The organism is Mesorhizobium sp. WSM4840, assembly GCF_055811755.1.
In genome coordinates this window covers 52420-71577 of the sequence record NZ_JBVVQD010000022.1, presented here as the reverse complement: position 1 = coordinate 71577, position 19158 = coordinate 52420, and the positions used below count along the sequence as shown (strand labels likewise).

Annotated in this window: 16 protein-coding genes and 1 pseudogene; 10 read left to right on the top strand and 7 right to left on the bottom strand. The window is 63.0% G+C overall.

Annotated features, from left to right (window positions below):
* Positions 1–53: 53 nt before the first annotated feature.
* Complete coding sequence (locus AC0L3I_RS25655; RefSeq protein ID WP_473528680.1) at positions 54–1889, bottom strand: patatin-like phospholipase family protein; 1836 nt, start codon at positions 1887–1889, stop codon at positions 54–56.
* A 151-nt stretch (positions 1890–2040) separates the two neighbouring features.
* Positions 2041–2964, bottom strand: a pseudogene (locus tag AC0L3I_RS25650) (NmrA/HSCARG family protein).
* On the opposite strand from AC0L3I_RS25650, the gene AC0L3I_RS25645 reads away from it, so the two are divergent.
* The 3 genes from AC0L3I_RS25645 (at position 2941) to AC0L3I_RS25635 (ending at position 7228) form a co-directional block, all read left to right on the top strand.
* Positions 2941–4008, top strand: coding sequence for a glycine--tRNA ligase subunit alpha (locus AC0L3I_RS25645; RefSeq protein WP_473528679.1), 1068 nt, complete (start codon positions 2941–2943; stop codon positions 4006–4008). The pseudogene AC0L3I_RS25650 and the gene AC0L3I_RS25645 overlap by 24 nt on opposite strands.
* A gap of 404 nt (positions 4009–4412) precedes the next feature.
* A complete protein-coding gene (gene glyS / locus AC0L3I_RS25640; RefSeq protein WP_473528678.1) occupies positions 4413–6860 on the top strand; it encodes a glycine--tRNA ligase subunit beta in 2448 nt (815 codons plus the stop codon).
* 110 nt (positions 6861–6970) lie between these two features.
* Positions 6971–7228, top strand: coding sequence for an ATPase (locus tag AC0L3I_RS25635; RefSeq protein WP_473487659.1), 258 nt, complete (start codon positions 6971–6973; stop codon positions 7226–7228).
* A gap of 130 nt (positions 7229–7358) precedes the next feature.
* Here the strand turns inward: AC0L3I_RS25635 and AC0L3I_RS25630 are convergent, their stop codons facing one another.
* The gene (locus tag AC0L3I_RS25630; RefSeq protein WP_473528677.1) at positions 7359–7811 is read right to left on the bottom strand and encodes a hypothetical protein; all 453 of its coding nucleotides are present in this window, start codon (positions 7809–7811) and stop codon (positions 7359–7361) included.
* Positions 7812–7987: 176 nt separating this feature from the next.
* On the opposite strand from AC0L3I_RS25630, the gene AC0L3I_RS25625 reads away from it, so the two are divergent.
* The 3 genes from AC0L3I_RS25625 (at position 7988) to AC0L3I_RS25615 (ending at position 11150) form a co-directional block, all read left to right on the top strand.
* Positions 7988–8959: an L-threonylcarbamoyladenylate synthase gene (locus AC0L3I_RS25625; protein WP_473528676.1), complete on the top strand. Its 972-nt coding sequence runs from the start codon at positions 7988–7990 to the stop codon at positions 8957–8959.
* Positions 8960–8968: 9 nt separating this feature from the next.
* Positions 8969–10399, top strand: a complete 1431-nt coding sequence (locus tag AC0L3I_RS25620; RefSeq protein ID WP_473528675.1) for an FAD-binding oxidoreductase — start codon at positions 8969–8971, stop codon at positions 10397–10399.
* Positions 10400–10583: 184 nt separating this feature from the next.
* Positions 10584–11150 carry a DUF6101 family protein gene (locus AC0L3I_RS25615; RefSeq protein ID WP_095491092.1) on the top strand — a complete coding sequence of 189 codons (567 nt, stop codon included), beginning with the start codon at positions 10584–10586 and terminating at the stop codon, positions 11148–11150.
* Here the strand turns inward: AC0L3I_RS25615 and ubiA are convergent, their stop codons facing one another.
* A complete protein-coding gene (gene ubiA / locus AC0L3I_RS25610; protein ID WP_473528706.1) occupies positions 11151–12134 on the bottom strand; it encodes a 4-hydroxybenzoate octaprenyltransferase in 984 nt (327 codons plus the stop codon). It abuts the gene before it with no gap.
* Between the two features lie 205 nt (positions 12135–12339).
* On the opposite strand from ubiA, the gene purD reads away from it, so the two are divergent.
* Complete coding sequence (gene purD, locus AC0L3I_RS25605) at positions 12340–13617, top strand: phosphoribosylamine--glycine ligase (protein ID WP_473487652.1); 1278 nt, start codon at positions 12340–12342, stop codon at positions 13615–13617.
* Positions 13618–13637: 20 nt separating this feature from the next.
* Here purD and AC0L3I_RS25600 read toward each other — a convergent pair whose 3' ends face one another.
* Entirely contained in the window at positions 13638–14744 is a 1107-nt protein-coding gene (locus AC0L3I_RS25600) for a glycoside hydrolase family 25 protein (RefSeq protein ID WP_123147476.1), read from the bottom strand.
* Between the two features lie 169 nt (positions 14745–14913).
* Positions 14914–15144 carry a hypothetical protein gene (locus AC0L3I_RS25595; protein WP_473487650.1) on the bottom strand — a complete coding sequence of 77 codons (231 nt, stop codon included), beginning with the start codon at positions 15142–15144 and terminating at the stop codon, positions 14914–14916.
* 211 nt (positions 15145–15355) lie between these two features.
* Between AC0L3I_RS25595 and AC0L3I_RS25590 the strand changes: the two genes are divergently transcribed.
* Positions 15356–17125: an acyl-CoA dehydrogenase gene (locus AC0L3I_RS25590; RefSeq protein ID WP_473528674.1), complete on the top strand. Its 1770-nt coding sequence runs from the start codon at positions 15356–15358 to the stop codon at positions 17123–17125.
* Positions 17126–17181: 56 nt separating this feature from the next.
* Positions 17182–17940, top strand: a complete 759-nt coding sequence (locus AC0L3I_RS25585) for a crotonase/enoyl-CoA hydratase family protein (protein WP_473528673.1) — start codon at positions 17182–17184, stop codon at positions 17938–17940.
* Here the strand turns inward: AC0L3I_RS25585 and pdxH are convergent.
* On the bottom strand, positions 17937–18554 hold the full coding sequence (gene pdxH / locus AC0L3I_RS25580; protein ID WP_292186738.1) for a pyridoxamine 5'-phosphate oxidase: 618 nt from the start codon (positions 18552–18554) through the stop codon (positions 17937–17939). The two genes, AC0L3I_RS25585 and pdxH, sit on opposite strands and share 4 nt — an antisense overlap.
* 40 nt (positions 18555–18594) lie before the next feature.
* On the opposite strand from pdxH, the gene AC0L3I_RS25575 reads away from it, so the two are divergent.
* The gene (locus tag AC0L3I_RS25575; RefSeq protein WP_473487647.1) at positions 18595–19071 is read left to right on the top strand and encodes an RT0821/Lpp0805 family surface protein; all 477 of its coding nucleotides are present in this window, start codon (positions 18595–18597) and stop codon (positions 19069–19071) included.
* The last annotated feature ends 87 nt before the right edge of the window (positions 19072–19158 follow it).

The following is a 19158-nucleotide window of genomic DNA, read 5'->3' as shown; positions in this document are numbered from 1 at the left end:
GATTATGCGGGGCTCGTCGCCGCTGTCGCTAAGGGTCTGGACTATAAGCCATGCTAATCGTGCTCGGTGCCGAGCACCGCTCGGAGCCCTGAGTCGTTCTGGCGGAGATGTTCCTCGATCCATCGGGTCGTACGGTCGTAGGCATCCGAAAACAACTCGGAATGCCGACTCCAATCCATGAAGCTGATCGTGTTCGGAACCTCCGGACAGACCAAGATATCCTCTTCGCCGACGGCAATGTCCTGCGGCCGGTGTGCCAGCATGCTCGAGGCAATGACCTGAAGCATGCTGGGAACCCGAGGCAAGCGGGCACGACCGAAAGGGTTCAGCAAGGCCAATGCCAGTTCGGAAGCTCCGGGGATGCGGTCATAGTCTATGTCGTATTTCTGCGGTGCACTCGTCCCGAAGGTAACGATGACATTGGGTCCGGTCTTGAGCTCCGTCATCTGCTCCAGCGGCAAATTGTTCATGATAGCGCCGTCCACCAGCATATCGCCGTCATCTGTAAAGAACGGCGGCAGGACGCCCGGGATGGAGCCCGACGCCCGAACGGCGTGCCAGAGCTTTCCACGACGGTGGACATGGGGCTGACGGCTGCTCAGATTGGTCGAAAGCGCAAAGAACGGAAGCCAAAGATCCTCGATCAGAACGTCGCCGTATTCCAGCCGAAGAGCCCGATCAAACGCTTTGTGATCCAGAAGCGCGAAATGCGGCAAGGTGGGACGGCGAAACGCCCGGCTCTTGATAAATATGTTGTGGGTGCCTCGGTCGATCTGGTCGGCATCCAAGCCTCTTGCGAAGCCGGCCATCATCGCCGCTCCGGAACTTGTCCCGCCGAGATAGTCGAAGCAAGCGCCCGCCTCAACGAAAGCCTTGTAGACGCCTAAATGAGCGCTGCCGAGGGACCCACCCCCTGCCGCCACGAAGCCCAATGCCTTGCCCGAAATAAATCGGACCAGGCGCTGGAAATCAGACCCGTCGTCCAGCGCAACATGATGATGCTGGTCAACATAGGGTCGCTCATCGAGCCATGCAGAGGTACCGGAGACCGCTGCCGAGCGATTGTCGTGAATTAGGACAAGCCGACTGGTCGATGGCGGATGGACCGCTAGCGTCAGTTCCTCAGACGGGTTCAGGCGAGGCGAGCAGGACGCGTTGGCCAGCAACAGGACGGTATCGGCCTGGCGAATGCAGACTTGGGTCCATTCATTAGGTTCCTCATCGGCAACATAGACGTTGAATTGGGCTTCCGCCTCCAGTTCGTTCAACCAGTTAAGGATCGGCTGGTCGTCGATCGGAAGACCTGGGAACTTCGCTTGGATCTCAAGCCGGGAAACGAACCGAGCGCGCGTGGCCGCGCCGAACGCTTGCCGCAGGTGCTGGATGAGCACCGGTGAGATGCGACTTCCGCCGGCTGCAATGATCGCAAGCGTTCGGATCTTGGCAGGTTCCTTGAGACGCGACGAACTCGGAGATTGGGTGGCAAACCGGCGCGCCAGAAATACCGTGACCGCCTCTCTCAGGCTCGGCAATGTCTCGGCCGCCTTCTCGAAATGATTGCGACCGATTTCAAGGACGATCGAATCGCGCGCTGCAAGGACAGTGGCCGTGCGGGGTAGTCCTGCGAAGAAACCGATTTCACCGATGAGTTCACCCTGTGCGATCTCGGCGACCGAGCCAGTCGAATCTCCTTTGTGTACCGTAAAGCGTCCAGACAGCACGATGAAAAACCTGTCCGACGCATCGCCTTCGCGAACCAGAACCTCACCGCGTCTCAGGACCCGACGGTCGGATTCGGCAGCTAAAGCCTCGAGCGCCAGCAACGACGCCCGATCGAACATCAATGTCGCCGACAATAAACTCGCTGCAAGAGAATCGACGGAGGACATCTGAGCCATCCCTTGGGAATCCATGACTTTTGTCTCCTCGAGGGTGCTGGACGCCCTGCCGAATGACACCATACCACACATGAGAGCCGCCGAACGGCTGAGGCGCGGGACTGACCGCTGGGCGCTCTCTGGCTCCCAGCAAGGGCCACGATCAGGCCGCCACGCCGCTCTCGGCGTCCGTCTTTTGGGCCGGGAAATTCACTTGAGCCCACATCGCGAACCTGCTCGCTTGCCTGCCTGCTATTTTGTTTGCAAGCGCAATCTCGTCGTGCGGACCCGGGCCAAGGTAAGTGTGAACCTGGAAGTAGCTAAAAGTCCCTGCCACCTCGGCGGCCCCAGGAAAAGAGGTAGCAAAAACGTCCGTTGGGACTTGTTTGAATGAAATCTTATGTCCCTGCCGTTTCAGCGTGTCGACGATTTCATTGAAGCTTATGAAATCACCGACCAAAGGCAGATGCTCGCCGTTTCCTGGCTCATCCGGGTGTCCGAATGCGCCGGCCACGATGTCGCCGAGTTCGGTGATGTCGCCCATGTGAATGCAACGTACGTCCGGATCAAGGGGAAGAGCCCAGCCCAGGTTTCCATCTTCCTGCTTTTGCGGAGCAAGTGCGCCCACAAAGTTCTGGTAGAAAAATGGCGCGATAACGAACGTATGATGCGCAAAGCTGGCCTTCTTCACGATCCAATCAATTTTGGCTTTGCCGGTGAAGTGGGGAACGTGGGGCTTGCCGCCGCTGATTGCTTCTACATTGGGCAACGTTGACTAGACAAAATGCTGGACGCCGGCCTCTTTGGCGGCGCGCACCGCTGCTGTTGCCTGCTTGAACTCGTCGGTACCTTCTTCCCAAAAATTGGTGACCAGAAAGACGCCGTATGCCCCTTCAAATGCAGCTTTGAGGCTTTCCGGGCGGTCCAGATCTGCTTCGACGACTTCCTCGGCGAGTTCGCGGTTTTTGCTGGGACACGCCTCTGCGGCCGGCCCCTTGCCTTGACGCTTGCCGGTGGGCGCTCTAGGGAGGGCCGCATCCCCGCCTTTCCCGTCGAGGCCGCCGTGACTGTTGATATCCCAGCCCATATGCATCCCAGCCGCTCGTTCCAGGGGCTGATCCTGACCTTGCATAACTACTGGGCTGACTATGGCTGCGTCGTTCTCCAGCCCTACGACATGGAAGTTGGCGCCGGCACGTTCCATCCGGCGACGACGCTGCGCGCGCTCGGGCCAAAGCGCTGGAACGCGGCCTATGTGCAGCCTTCGCGCCGGCCCAAGGACGGGCGCTACGGCGAGAACCCGAACCGGCTTCAGCACTATTACCAGTACCAGGTGATCCTGAAGCCGAACCCGGCTAATCTGCAGGAGCTTTATCTCCGCTCGCTGTCGGCCATTGGCGTCGATCCACTTCTGCATGACATCCGCTTCGTCGAGGACGACTGGGAAAGCCCGACGCTCGGCGCCTGGGGGCTGGGCTGGGAGTGCTGGTGCGACGGCATGGAAGTGTCGCAGTTCACTTATTTCCAGCAGGTCTGCGGCATCGAATGCGCGCCGGTGGCGGGCGAGCTCACCTACGGGCTGGAGCGGCTGGCCATGTATGTGCAGGGCGTCGACAATGTCTACGACCTCAACTTCAACGGCCGCGAGGGCGCCGACAAGGTGACCTATGGCGACGTCTTCCTGCAGGCCGAGCAGGAATATTCGCGCCACAATTTCGAATTCGCCAACACGGCGATGCTGCTTCGGCATTTCGAGGACGCCGAAGCCGAGTGCAAGGCGCTGCTCGATGCCGGCGCGCCCTTCTCCCCCCTCGAGGGGGAGATGCCCGCGAAGCGGGCAGAGGGGGTTGCCTCAGAAGGCACCGCAAGTAGGACGTCGAGCACTGCCCGAGCGACCTCTCCCGGCCAGGCTTCGTCCGGCCACCCTCCCCCCAAAGGGGAGGGGAACCACCGCCTGGTATTCCCCGCCTACGACCAGTGCATCAAGGCCAGCCACGTCTTCAACCTGCTCGACGCGCGCGGCGTGATTTCCGTCACCGAGCGGCAGAGCTACATCTTGCGGGTACGCAATCTGGCGAAAGCCTGCGGCGAGGCGTTTTTGCTGACGCAGGCTGGCGGGCTGGCGGCTTAGCTCCAGAGGCTATTTGCGATTTCGACTGAAGCGCTGATTGGCAATACGCCTTGGCCGCTGGAGCCAGCCATCGTCCGCAGCGCTTGTCTAACGCCAGGCATCGCGAACGTCCCATGAGCCTGCGCTGCGAAACAGGCGCTGAGCGCGAGGATCTGTAGGAATGTCGATGCCGACTTCATGGTCGTTCAGCCAATAGTTCCCTGCCTGAGCGTTGGTCGCTTCAGCGCTGCGTTCGGTTCATGGAAATCTTTGACCCAAGGACGGATAGCCCCGCTTCGACCCGACAGGCAGCGGAAATTTTTTGGAAATCGTCGGTAGACACGCCGATTGCATGGGGAAGGGTGACAGCGGCCAGCCGAGTTGCTATGCCCCGCCCGGACCATTTTGCCGCGTGAGCACAATCAATGCCCGACCTGCTTTTAGAACTCCGTTCGGAAGAGATTCCCGCGCGCATGCAGCGCAAGGCGGCGGGCGACTTGAAGAAGATGATGACGGACGGTTTGGTCGAGGCCGGGCTGACCTATGAGGCGGCGCGCGAATATTGGACGCCGCGGCGGTTGGCGCTCGACATTCGCGGCGTGACCGCGCGCTCGAAGGACATAAGCGAGGAGATCAAGGGACCCTCGACCAAGGCGCCCGAACAGGCGGTGCAAGGTTTTCTGCGCAAGGCCGGCCTTTCCTCGATCGCCGAGGCGCATGTCCATGCCGATCCGAAGAAGGGCGACTTCTATGTCGCCCATATTGCGAAGCCGGGCCGGGCGGCGGAAGAAATCATCGCCGAACTGGTGCCGGGCATCATCCGCGGCTTTCCATGGCCGAAATCGATGCGCTGGGGGCCGGCCTCGGCGAAACCCGGATCGTTGCGCTGGGTACGGCCGCTGCAATCCATCCTTTGCACCTTCGGCCCGGAGACCGAGGAGCCGGTGGTCGTCGACTTCGAGATCGACGGCATCCGCTCGGGCAATGTCACCTACGGCCACCGTTTTCATGCGCCGGGCGCGATCACCGTGCGCCGCTTCGACGACTATGCCGCCAAGCTGGAGGCGGCGAAGGTCGTGCTCGACGCCGACCGGCGCAAGGAGATCATCCTTTCCGACGGCAGGAATCTCGCTTTCGCCAACGGGCTCGATCTGGTCGAGGACGAGGGGCTGCTCGAGGAAGTGTCAGGCCTGGTCGAATGGCCTGTCGTGCTGATGGGCGAGTTCGAGCAGGACTTTCTCGCCATTCCGGCCGAGGTGATCCGGCTGACCATCCGCGCCAACCAGAAGTGCTTCGTTACGCGGCCACCGGGTGTCGGTGAAGCGCTTTCCAACCGCTTCATCCTGACCGCCAACATCGAAGCAAGCGACGGTGGCAAGGAGATCGCCCACGGCAACGGCAAGGTGGTGCGCGCCCGCCTGTCCGACGCGCTCTATTTCTGGAAGACCGACCAGGGCGACCTGCCTGATCTCGACCAGTTGCAGGCATCGGCGGAAAAGTTCGGGCTTGATCTCAAAAAGCCGCTCGACCAGCGCATGGCCCGTCTCGACCATCTCGGCGTCACCTTCCACGCCAAGCTCGGGACGCAGGGTGAGCGGGTTGAGCGCATTGCGCGGCTTGCCGAGGTGTTGGCGCCGATCGTGGCGAAGTCGATCTCCCCCCTTGAGGGGGAGATGGCCGGCAGGCCAGAGGGGGTTGTCTCGCGTGAAACGCCGGCATTCTCTGTCCGCGATAGGGCGTCGCGTCAGGACGTGCCGACCCCCTCTGTCGCCTTCGGCGACATCTCCCCCTCAAGGGGGGAGATTACCGCGCTCGCACGTCGTGCTGCCGTCCTGGCCAAGGCCGACCTCACCACCGAGGTAGTCGGCGAGTTCCCGGAATTGCAGGGCGCCATGGGCTGCAAATATGCGCTGCTGCAGGGAGAGCATCCCTCGGTCGCCGCCGCGATTGAGGAACATTATAAGCCGCAGGGCCCGTCCGACCGTGTTCCGACCGACCCGGTATCGGTGGCCGTAGCGCTCGCCGACAAGCTCGACACGCTGGTCGGCTTCTGGGCGATTGACGAAAAGCCGACGGGGTCAAAGGACCCGTATGCGCTGAGGAGGGCGGCGCTGGGAGTGATCAGGATTTTGGTCGAGAATCGTGTCCGGCTTGCGCTGACATCTCTCTTCGACCGCGTTTACAAGATGGCGAACTATCTCGCGTCCGGACGGCCCTTTAGCGCCGATCTCCTCGCCTTCTTCCACGACCGCCTGAAGGTCTATCTCCGCGACCAGGGCGCGCGGCACGATCTGATTGACGCGGTGTTGTCAAGTGGCGAAGCCCCCTCATCCGGCCCTTCGGGCCACCTTCTCCCCGCTGGGGAGAAGAGACTGACGCCAGCGTTGGCGACCTCTTCTCCCCTCGGGGAGAAGGTGGCCGCAGAGCGGCCGGATGAGGGGGCTTCGCGGTCCGACGACCTGCTCCAAATCGTCCGCCGCGTCCAAGCACTTGGCACGTTCCTCGACACCGAGGACGGCAAGAACCTGCTTGCCGGCACCAAGCGTGCGGCCAATATCCTGGCTGCCGAGGAGAAGAAGAAAACGACCATCGCCGAACGTGTTGAGCCGGCTCTATTCCGGGAAGATGCCGAGAAAGCGCTGTTTGCCGCGGTGAATCAGGCCGAGAGAGAAGCCGGCCAAGCGATTCACAATGAAGACTTTTCCGCCGCCATGCTGGCGCTTAGCGCGTTGCGTGAACCGGTTGATTCATTCTTTGAACGCGTTCTCGTGAATGATGAGGACCTGGCCGTGCGCGCCAATCGTCTGGCACTGCTGGCACGCATCCGGGCAGCGACCGACAAGGTTGCGGATTTCTCGAAAATCGCCGGCTGAGGCTTGGGAAAATATTTCTTTCCCAATAGCCGGTCGAGCCGGCTTACAGTCATATGACGATCATCTCTGCTGGCACAAGGAACATGTTCGCCAACCCCGCGGAGGCTTTCATGAATTCCGCTCGCGACATCGAAGTGACAGAAGAAACCGCCGCCGAGACGCTTGAGCCCGTTTCCGAAACAACCCTCGACGAGGCAGCTGCCGCGATCGAAGCTGCCGATCTGTCGGAAGACGATGAGGACGGTGACGACGAAAGCGACGCGACGGCCGAGGAAGGCGCTGAAGACGACAAAGCCGCTACCCTCTTGGATGACGACGAGGACGAGGAAGACGGCGTGAAGGCCGAAGCGCCGGACGCTGACGAATAGGACACCGACGAAGAGGAAGAGTCGGACGCCACCGACGCGGACGACGAAGTCGCGGCCTGAGGTTTTTCAGGCGACGGAATTTTACTCAATGAACCAGGCGGCGCGCGAGCGTCGTCCTGGCCTCGAACGGCTATCTGGCCTGGTCGATCTCGGGAATGGGCGTCGGTTGCGGCGTTGCGGGCTCAGGCGGGCTGTTCGTTGCACTTATCTTTTCGTCGGATCTGGTGGCCGCCCCAGGTGCTGCGACAGCGGTTGTCGCGGCAGGTGCGACGCTGGGGGCCGGCTTTGCGAAGGCGTCGCCGACGATGCCGCCGCGAATGATCATCGGGCTTTGCATGAAGTCATGCTTGGGCTGGCTCGGGATCGCAGCAACTTTTTCATAGGTGACGTCGGGCACTGGTTCGCCGAGCGCCACGATCGATGGCGTCGAGGAGCTCCCAGCCATCTTCACCGCTTCAGGCGCGCCGAGCCTGACGACGGATGGCGTCGAGGATGGTGCACCGAGAACAACGAATGACGAAGCCTGTGCTCCGCCCGCCGCCAGAGTGAGACCGAGCGCTGCCAGGATACGCACCCAGACCATGATAGTTCCCCTTGCCCAACAAGTCGGCACCATATCGTCCGGGAATTGATGCGGGCTTGCGAGGAAAGCTAGCATTTTAGCGATTTGATAATTCGCTAACGTCCGGACTTGCCCCGTAAACGTCACCGTATTACGCACCCACACCTGTGAGGTCCCGCATCTGTAAGGTGATGAGAGTGGCTGAGATACTTGCCGCCGGCGAGGCGATGGAGCGGGCGCTGGCGCTGCTCGAAGTCGGCGATGTCGTCGCCATTCCGACGGAAACCGTCTACGGGCTGGCCGCCGACGCCACCAATGGCGTTGGCGTGGCGCGCATCTTCGAGGTCAAGGGCCGGCCGCGCTTCAACCCGCTGATCGCCCATGTCGCCGATCTGGCGATGGCCGAGCGCCTCGCGCTGTTCGATCCGCTGTCGAAAAGACTGGCGCAGTCATTCTGGCCGGGACCGCTGACGCTGGTGCTGCCGCAGCGGCCCGGCAACGGCATTCATCCGCTGGTCACCGCCGGGCTCGATACGATTGCGCTGCGCATGCCGAAGGGCTTTGGCGGCGAACTGATCGCCAGGCTCGGACGCCCGCTTGCCGCGCCCAGCGCCAATTCCTCAGGCAAGATCAGTGCAACGACGGCCGAGGCCGTGGCGGCGGATCTTGGTGCAAAAATCAAGCTGGTGGTCGATGGCGGCGCGACGTCGGTCGGGCTCGAATCGACAATCGTGAAGATCGAGGGGGGAAAGCTGCGGCTGCTGCGACCGGGAGGCATTGCCGCCGGGGAGATCGAAGCGGCCGCCGGCGTGAAGCTGTCGCGCGGTGCGGCGGGCATCGAGGCGCCGGGCATGCTCGCCTCGCATTACGCGCCTGGTGCTGCGGTGCGGGTCAACGCCGCAAAAGTCGCAATGGGCGAAGCCTTGCTGGCGTTCGGGCCCCGCCGTGCCGAAGGCTGGCAAGGCGCTGCCGCCTTGCGCAACCTGTCGGAGACCGGCGATCTGCGCGAGGCCGCGGCCAACCTCTTTGCCCATATGCAGGATCTCGATCGCAGCGGCGCCAAGACAATCGCCGTCGAGCCGATCCCCCTCGACGGGCTGGGCGAGGCGATCAACGACCGGCTTTCGCGCGCCGCCGCCCCTCGTGACAAGATCGACGCAGGGCCATAGTTTCCAGCTATGAACGACATATCCCGGGATATCGACCCCGCCATCATCGACCGCTTTGCGGCCATCGTCGGCGACAAATATGCGCTTCGCGACCGGCAGGACATCGCGCCCTACCTCACCGAAAGGCGCGGCCTGTGGCATGGCCGAACGGCGCTGGTGCTGAGGCCCGGCAGCGTCGACGAGGTCAGCCGCATTATGCGGCTGGCGACCGAGACGGGAACGCCGGTGGTGCCGCAAAGCGGCAACACCGGGCTGGTCGGCGCGCAGGTGCCGGATATGTCCGGCCGCGAGATCGTGCTGTCGCTGTCGCGGCTGAACCGCATCCGCGAGATCGACATCCTGTCCAACACGGTCACCGTCGAGGCCGGCGTCATCCTGCAGACGCTGCAGGAAGCGGCCGATGCCGCCGACCGGCTGTTTCCGCTGTCGCTTGCTGCGCAAGGCTCCTGCCAGATCGGCGGCAATCTCTCTTCCAACGCCGGCGGTACCGGTGTGCTTGCCTATGGCAATGCGCGTGAGCTCTGTCTCGGCGTCGAAGTGGTGCTGCCGACTGGCGAGGTCTTCGATGATCTGCGCAAGCTGAAGAAGGACAACACCGGCTACGATCTGAAGAACCTGTTTGTCGGCGCGGAGGGCACGCTCGGCATCATCACCGCCGCCGTGCTCAAGCTTTTCCCCAAGCCCAAGGGGCGCGAGGTGGCCTTTGCCGGCCTGTCGTCACCTGAGGCGGCACTGTCTCTGTTCAGCCTGGCGATGGATCGCGCCGGTGCCGCGCTCACCGCGTTCGAACTGATCGGCCAGAGGCCCTACGACTTTACGCTTCTGCACGCGCCAGGCGTCGTGCGGCCGCTGTCCGGGGACTGGCCGTGGTATGTGCTGATGCAGATCTCTTCGGGCCGCTCGGCGGAGGATGCGAGGGCCCTGATCGAAGAGGTGCTCTCAGCCGGCCTCGAACAGGAGATCGCCGGTGATGCGGTGATTGCGGCGAGCATCACGCAGGGCGATGCCTTCTGGAATTTCCGCGAGGTGCTGCCCGAGGCGCAGAAGCCCGAAGGCGCCTCGATCAAGCACGACATCTCGGTGCCGGTGGCGGCCATCCCGCAATTCATCGAAAAAGCGGCCGGCGCCGTGCAATCGGTCAGCCCGGGCGCGCGCGAGGTCTGTTTCGGCCACATGGGCGACGGCAATCTCCACTACAATATCTCCCGGCCGATCGGCGGCGATGACGAAGCGTTTCTCGAGCTCTATCACGCCATGAACAAGGCCGTGCATGATGTCGTGCGCAGCTTCCACGGCTCGATTTCGGCCGAGCACGGCATTGGCCAGCTGAAGCGCGATGAATTGATCGCGACGGCGCCGCCGATGGCGATCGAATTGATGCGTAGGGTGAAGACGGCCTTCGACCCGGCCGGCATCATGAATCCCGGTAAGGTTATCTGATCCTTTCGATGTCTTGTGAATGGTCGCATTCCGATAACCATCCCCTTGAGATCAGCAAAATTTAACCGACTTTCTTAAGCGCTGCGATAAGAAGCCCGCGCTAACGTTTCCCCATAACGAGGCTGGAAAAACCGGCCCGGAGAACCGGAAGACCGGCTCTCAGGAGAGACAGGAAAGGCACAATATGAACACTGGACTGAAGCCAGTCTGGGCCGGGCGCAACATGCGCCTCGACCCATTCCGCCTGCCGCAGGTGGTGAGCTACGCCACGCGCGACGATTACGGCGACGTTACGTTCACCATCGACCACCGTGGCGCCGTCATTCGCCGCATGCTGGAGATGAGCGGCGTGCCAGCGTTCATTGCTCTGCCTGCCAACGCGTTTCGTGGCGTGGCCGCCCGCGCGATGGAGGATCCGGATGGCAATGTCACGGTGACGCTGGAGCTTCTGCACAATGATCCGATGCTGTCGGTGCCGCTGCTGGTGGCCGACGATCTCGAGGATGTCGCCGCCGACTGGCGCGCCTGGGCCGCTGCCTACCGCCTGCCGATGCTTCTGATCGAATCGGACGGCATCGCCCGCACGCTGGAGGAATCGCTTGGCGCCGCCATCAAGACATTGCCGGCGCAGAACCGCCGCAAGGGTCGGGTTTCGACCACGCGTCGTCCGCGCTTCCTCGCCCGTCGCAGGGCCGGCGATCTCGGCCTCAGGCTGGTGATTGGCGGCCAGGAAATTATCTCGCGGGAATAACTACACCAGCGGCTTCAACGCCACCCACAGCCCACCGCCGATCAGGCCAAGGAAGATCAGCCAGCCGACCTGGTTGTTCGATCTGAACAGAAGCATGCACTGGTCCGGATCGTCGATGTCCAGCCTTGCTATCTGCTGCGCCATATGGGCGCCGGCGGCGATCAGCCCGGCCAGCGCCGGCACCGGCGCCTGCGCCGAGGCGAAGGCGATGGCGAAGCAGACCAGCGCCCCGCCATAAAGCCCAACGAGCCAGGTCTTGGTGTTGTCGCCGAACAGGCGTGCGGTCGAACGCACGCCGACGATGGCGTCGTCCTCCTTGTCCTGATGCGCATAGATCGTGTCGTAACCGATCACCCACAGGATCGAGCCGATATAGAGCATGACGGGCGGGCCATCGAGATCGCCGAATTCGACCGCCCATCCCATCAGCGCACCCCAGGAAAAGGCAAGGCCGAGAACCAGTTGCGGCCAGTTGGTGAATCGCTTCATGAATGGGTAGATGGCGACGACGGCGAGCGAGCAGATGCCGAGTAGGATGGCAAAGCTGTTGAACTGCAGAAGCACAGCGAGTCCAATCAATGCCTGGATAACGAGAAACGCCCAGGCCTGCCGGCGCGTGACCTTTCCCGCCGGCAGCGGCCGCGAGCGCGTGCGTTCCACCTGGTTGTCGATGTCCTGGTCGACCAGATCGTTGTAGGTGCAGCCGGCGCCGCGCATGGCGATGGCGCCGATCAGGAACAGCACGAGATACCATGGCGCCGGCAGCAGCGAGAGCAGTGGATCAGTAGGGCGTGGATAGGCACTCGCGGCAAGGGCTGCCGACCACCAGCACGGCCACAATAGCAACTGCCAACCGATCGGCCGGTCCCACCGGGCAAGCTGCGCATAGGGCCACAGCCAGCGCGGCAGAATGCGGTAGACCCAGTGGCCGCTCGGCGCATCGGCGACGCGGCCCTGGGCAGCTTTCGATTGGATGGGTTCCATCGTGCTGAAGTGGCAGCAGAGGCGAACGCCGTCAAGCATCAAGCCAAATGGTCATGCCGTAAAATATCGTAGGCGGCGAAACAGCCTTTCCCGTTGATGTCCGACGTTCCCGTGCGCAATTGGTCCCAAATCATCCAAATGTCTTGACCCATCGTCCGGGGCGCAATAGCGCAGTCCTGATCGTGGAATGGCAAGGAATCTGGGCATGCGTGTTTTGTTGATCGGCTCCGGCGGCCGCGAACATGCGCTGGCCTGGAAGATCGCGGCCTCGCCGCTGCTGACGAAGCTTTACGCGGCGCCGGGCAACCCAGGCATCGGCCAAGAAGCCGAACTGGTGACGTTGGACATTGCCGATCATGCGGCGGTGGCCCGGTTCTGCGCGGAGAAAAAGATCGACCTCGTCGTGGTCGGGCCGGAAGGGCCGCTGGTCGCCGGCATTGCAGACGACCTCCGCGCTGAAAACATTCGCGTCTTCGGCCCGTCCAAGGCGGCGGCGCGGCTGGAAGGCTCGAAGGGTTTCACCAAGGATCTTTGCGCGAAATACGACATCCCGACCGCCGCCTATGGCCGTTTCGGCGACCTTGCGTCGGCCAGGGCCTATGTCGAAAAGATGGGCGCGCCGATCGTCATCAAGGCCGACGGCCTCGCCGCCGGCAAGGGCGTCACCGTCGCCATGAATTTGGCCGATGCGCTGGCAGCACTCGATGCCTGTTTCGACGGATCCTTCGGACAGGCCGGCGCCGAGGTCGTGGTCGAGGAGTTTCTCACCGGCGAGGAGGCGAGTTTCTTTTGCCTGTGCGACGGCGCCACCGCGCTGCCGTTCGGCACCGCACAGGACCACAAGCGCGTCGGCGACGGCGACATCGGCCCGAACACCGGCGGCATGGGCGCCTATTCGCCGGCCCCGGTGATGACGCCGGAGATGATCGAGCGCACCATGCGCGAGATCGTCGAGCCGACCATGCGCGGCATGGCCGAACTTGGCGCGCCGTTTTCCGGCGTGCTGTTTGCCGGGCTGATGATATCAGGCGAGGGGCCGAAGCTGATCGAATACAACACCCGTTTCGGCGACCCGGAATGCCAGGTGCTGATGATGCGGCTGAAGGACGACCTCCTGGTCCTGCTCAACGCTTCTGCCGACGGCCAGCTTGCGCATACCTCAGTGCGCTGGCGCGACGAGGCGGCGCTCACCGTGGTGATGGCGGCAAGGGGTTACCCCGGCACGCCGGAAAAGGGCTCGATGATCCGCGGCGTCGAAGAGGCCGCGGGCGATGCTGTCGAGATCTTTCATGCCGGCACCGCCATCAACAGCGGCGCGCTGGTCGCCAATGGCGGCCGTGTGCTCGACGTCACGGCCGTCGGCGGCACAGTCGGCGAGGCGCAGAGACGAGCCTATGCGGCGCTCGACCGGATCGATTGGCCGCAAGGCTTCTGCCGCCGCGACATCGGCTGGCAGGCCGTCGCGCGCGAGCAGGCGCGCTGACGCCGAACGGCTTTCAGCTTTTAGCGCAGGCCACGGTCGAACTCGGTTGATGCGGTGCTGACCGGATCGCTGGCGGCGGGCGCGGCTTCAACGGCTGATGCGGAAGGCTTTTCTTTCCGCGTCCAGGCCACATATTCGGCAATCCCTCGCGGAAGGCGCAGCAACGTCTTCACAGCAGGCATTTGAAAGCTGCTGCGGAACTTGGCCCAGCGGGCGCTGAACATGGCGATCATTTCGGAGAAGGTCGGTGATGCCACCACGGTGGCGTAGGTGATGGCATTGCCCGCAAGGCCGGCCTCGCGCGAGAGAGGCACCGGTATCGAGGCGAGGTAATCCGGCTGCGCATCGATCAGGCCGCCGAAGGGCCATTGCGCGCGCAATGTGGCGGCATCCATCGGTGCGACATTGACGTCGATATCGTTGGGCGTGCCGGCCACCCGGTAAGGACAGCGGAACCGTCCGCAATTGGCTTTTGCCGAAAACTGCCAGAGTGCGTAGCCTTGCCAGTTGCCCATCGGAAAATGCACGCCGATGTCCGGCTTGTAGCGCGCATACCAGAGCGGCAGCCGCGACAGGAGCCGGTATTTGTACTTATTGTCGGCGATGTGCCTGGCGGTCTTGCCGTTGGTGTAGAGCACCGGAAAGCGGCCCAGTCGCCGATGCACATGGCGCACGAACTCCTCTGCATCCTCGAGCGACATCCATTTCGTGGGGTCGTCATCCTCGATGTCGAGGGCAAGCAGGTCTTCCGGACCAGGTTTCGCGAAATTGATGAAATTATTGGCCTGTCCCACAGGGTTGCCGGGGCGGGCGAGATGATAGGCGCCCCATTTCAGGCCGAGCGCCTTGGCCACTACCTTGCGCGTCTGGAACAGTTCCTGTGCCACCGCATGGCGCTTCCACAGCGTCTTGCAGAGCCGCGTCTCGGTCTCGTCGCCGAAACAGAAATAGACTGGCGGCATCCCGTCGGACGCCTTGTTGATGAAGCCGACGATCCGCTTGTCGGTCGCAAGTTCAGCCCAATCAATGGGATTGTATTCGTAGGCGTCGATCACCAGCGCCCGGTCGGCATCCTTCCACGGCGCGGAGAAATCCGAGGCTTGTGTCGGCCCCAACACCATTGTCATCGCGGTCGCGACGACGAGGAGTCCTAGGCGGCGAAGAGGGTGCGCCGGCGGCTTCAAACAGCAGATCCTTGCTGGCCAAAACCTGATCCTGAACCGCCATGGTTAAGGAAATACTTTCGGCGGCCCGCGGCGAATGCCGCAATTCTGCCGGTGGTGGCTTTACTGGCCATCAACGGGGGGAGAGCGGCTGGAACGGGTCGGGCGCCGGCGCTTGCGGCAGCGTTCCCTCAGCCTGGCGCTTGCGGTGATGGGCCAGCGAGCATTGCGGCGAACACAGAATGCCGCGATCCGACCAATAGGCGGCGCCGTCCTCGATCTTGCCCCGATGGTGCCAAAAACCTGCCGCTCGATAGGGCAGGCCGCATTCGATGCAGCGAAAGGCGTCAGGTCTGGCGAGCACGGGCGGTCCGATCCAGTATTCTTGAATCTGTCGCCGGTCGACTTGTCCGGCTTTTTGCCGATTTTAGCGTGAACAGCTCCAATTGCAAAATCCGCGTGACAAAATTTGACGTTTACGTAAAAAGAAGGCGGGAGAGGCGACCCAAAAGCGAATGGTTTTGTGTCCGCACGGATATTAAGTTTCCCTGCCGGACAGAGGAGGAGCGAGCGGCATGTATCGGGCACCGGTCGAGGAGATCGCCTTCACGCTGAAGCATGTGGCCGGCCTGAAGCCGGCGCTCGACGCCGGCACCTTTGGCGAGCTTGGCGAAGACCTCGTCGACGCCATTCTGGCGGAAGCCGGCCGCTTCGCCACAGAAGAGGTCGCGCCGCTCTACAAGATCGGCGATGAACAAGGCGCGGTGCTGAGCGGCGCTGCCGTCACCATGCCGCCCGGCTGGAAGGCGCTCTATCGCCGCTGGATCGACGGCGGTTGGAACGCGCTGTCCGCACCGGAGGAATTCGGCGGCCAGGCGCTGCCGACCATGCTGGGCGTCGCCGCGCTCGAAATGTGGAACTCCGCCGCCATGGCCTTTGGCATCGGCCCGACGCTCACCATGGGCGCGGTCGAAGCACTCGACAAGCACGCCTCACAGGCGCTGAAGGCCAAATACTTGGAAAAGCTCGTCTCCGGCGACTGGATGGGCACGATGAACTTGACCGAGCCGCAGGCGGGCTCGGATCTGAACGCTTTGCGCGCCCGCGCCGAGCCGGCCGGCGACGGCACCTACCGCATCTTCGGCCAGAAGATTTTCATCACCTATGGCGAGCACGATTTCACCGACAACATCATCCATCTGGTGCTGGCGCGGCTGCCTGACGCGCCGGCCGGTACGCGTGGCCTTTCGCTGTTCCTGGTGCCGAAATTCCTTGTCGGCGACGACGGCGCGCTGGGCGCACGCAACGACGTCTTCTGCTCAGGGCTGGAGCACAAATTGGGCATCCACGCCTCGCCGACCTGCACCATGATCTATGGCGACGGTTTCGAAGGGACCACCCCCGGCGCGATCGGGTGGCTGATCGGCGAGGAAAACAAGGGCCTCGCCTGCATGTTCACCATGATGAACAATGCGCGGCTCGCCGTCGGCATGCAGGGCGTGGCGGTTGCCGAAACGGCCACGCAGAAGGCGCTCGCCTACGCCAATGACCGCCGGCAAGGCAAGGCTGCAAGCCATGACGGCAATGGCATGGCGCCGATCGTCCATCACCCGGACGTGCAGCGCAATCTCCTGACCATGAAGGCGCTGACCCAGATTGCGCGCGCCATCAGCTATTCCTGTGCGCATGCCATTGACCACGCGCGCGTATCTGTCGGCGATGAAGCCACCCATTGGCAGGAACGTGCCAATCTGTTGACGCCGCTGGCCAAGGCCTTTTCCACCGATGTCGGCGTTGAGGTCGCCTCGCTCGGGTTGCAGGTGCATGGTGGCATGGGTTTCATCGAGGAGACCGGTGCGGCAGCACTTTATCGTGACGCGCGCATCGCGCCGATCTACGAAGGCACCAACGGTATCCAGGCGATCGACCTGGTGGTGCGCAAGCTGCCGCTTGGCGGTGGCGAGCATGTGCATGGTTACATCGCCGAACTGAAAGCGGTCGCCAATCAAGTGCGGACCTCAAATCTTCAGGGTTTTGGCCGCACCGCCGATAGTCTCGACCAGGCGCTCGACGACCTCGGCCAGGCGACGCGTTTCCTGCAAGGGCAGCTTGCCGACGGGCGTTCGGACGAGGGGCTGGCCGGTGCGACGCCGTATCTGCGGCTGATCTCGCTTGCGGCGGGCGGCGCCTATCTGGCACGCGGTGCGCTTGCCGACCAAAGCCGCGTCGCCCTTTGCCGTTTCTTCGCCGAAAACCTGCTCGGCGAGGCGGGCGCGCTGAAGGAGCGGGTCATCGGCGGCGCCGAAAGCCTTGCCGCTGCCGGCAAGACACTGATTTCTGCCTGACATCCACAAGGTCGACGTTTTACAAAAGCCCGGCGTCTCACAAAGGACCACCACCCGTGACAGACCATATCCTCGTCGAGCGCCAGGGCGCCATCCAGATCATCCGCATGAACCGTCCGGACAAGAAGAACGCCTTGACGCGCGCCATGTATGCGAAAATGTCCAAAACCCTTGCCGAGGGCGACGCGGATCCGGTGATCCGTGTTCACGTCTTCCTCGGTGTTTCCGGCGCTTTCTCGTCCGGCAACGATCTTGCCGATTTCATGGTCGTCGCCACCGGCGGCGAGGGCGGCGCCGAGGTTTGGGATTTCCTGATGGCGCTGGCCAGGGCGGAAAAGCCCATGGTTTCCGGCGTCGACGGCATCGCGGTCGGCATCGGCACCACGCTCAACCTGCACTGCGACCTGACCTTCGCCACACCGCGCACGATGTTCTGCACGCCTTTCGTCGATCTCGGACTGGTCCCCGAGGCGGGGTCGAGCCTGCTTGCGCCGCAGATTCTCGGCCGGCAAGGCGCCTTCGCGCTGCTTGGCCTCGGCGAAGGCTTTTCGGCCGAGCGGGCGAAAGCGGCCGGACTGATCTACGCGGTGGTCGAGGAGAACGAGCTCGAATCCGCCGTGCTTGCCGCCGCCGGGCAGATCGCGGCCAAGCCGCCGCAAGCGCTGAAGATCGCGCGTGACCTGATGCGCGGCTCGCGTGAAGAGCTCGTTGCCCGCATCGGCCAGGAAAGCGAGCATTTCCGCGAGCGGCTCAAATCCGACGAGGCCCGCGCGGCCTTGATGGCCTTCATGACCAGGAAGAGAGCTGGTAATTAGGGGTAAAGCCTTGTCTTGTCCCAGCCGCCCTTGGCGTTGCGGGAAAAGACGACGCGGTCGTGCAGCCGGAAAGGCCGGTCGTGCCAGAACTCGATCGTCTGCGGCACGATACGAAAGCCCGACCAGTGTTTCGGCCGTGGGATCTCGCCGACCGCGTGGCGCGCCGTGTATTCGGCGACGGCTTTTTCCAGTGCGAAGCGGCTCTCCAGAGGCCGCGATTGTTTCGAGGCCCAAGCGCCGATTCGGCTGCCGCGCGGACGCGTCGCGTAATAGGCGTCTGCTTCCGCCTCGGTAACGATCTCCACCGGCCCGCGCGCGCGCACCTGCCGGCGCAGCGATTTCCAGTGAAAGCACATCGCCGCCTTCATGCTGCCAAGAATCTCGCGGCCTTTGGCGCTCTCGAAATTCGTATAGAACACAAATCCGCTTTCATCGAACCCCTTGAGCAGCACCATCCGCACATTCGGCATGCCCTCGGCATCGACGGTCGCCAGCGCTACGCTGTTGGGATCGTTGATCTCACTCTTCGTCGCGTCGTCGAGCCATGCGGCAAAGAGGCGGAATGGCTCGGCAGCCTCGGTAAAGTCACCGCTTGTTAACTCAGTTTCGCTCATAGTTTTTCCAAATTCTATTGCCGGCCGGGGAGATTGCCGATTGTCGCGCATCGCGCAACCTTTTGACAGCAGGCAATGGAGCCTTATTGCTTCGGCCAGCGCCCAGGCTGCGGTCAAGGCCGCCGCGATCGTGCTGGTCGCCTTGCCGCTTGCCGCCTGCGGTGCCGGCGGCTTCAGTTTGGAGCAGGCGGAGGTCGACCGTTCGATCCTGACCAGCAGCACGCCTGCTGTTGCCTCACCGATCGATCAGGATCGCGCCTCGGACCAGGCGACGATCCGCAACGCGGTGTCTTCCGCCGATATTCAGGAGCTTGGCGGGCAGGTCGTTCCCTGGGCGAATTCCGATACCGGTTCGCGGGGCTCGATCATCGAACTGGCGGAGTCTAGGGACAACGGTCAGCTTTGCCGCCGCTTCACCGCGTCGCGCGAAAGCTTCGACGGCGTCGCCCTGTTCAAGGGCGAGGTGTGCCTGGCCGGCGCCGGCGCGTGGCGGATGCAGGACTTCAAAGCGCTCTGATTTTCCGCCATCATATGACCGCGCGCCACTGGAATTTCTTCCTATGCGAGCGCATATAGGTGGCAATCGTGGACTCACTTCTTCTCC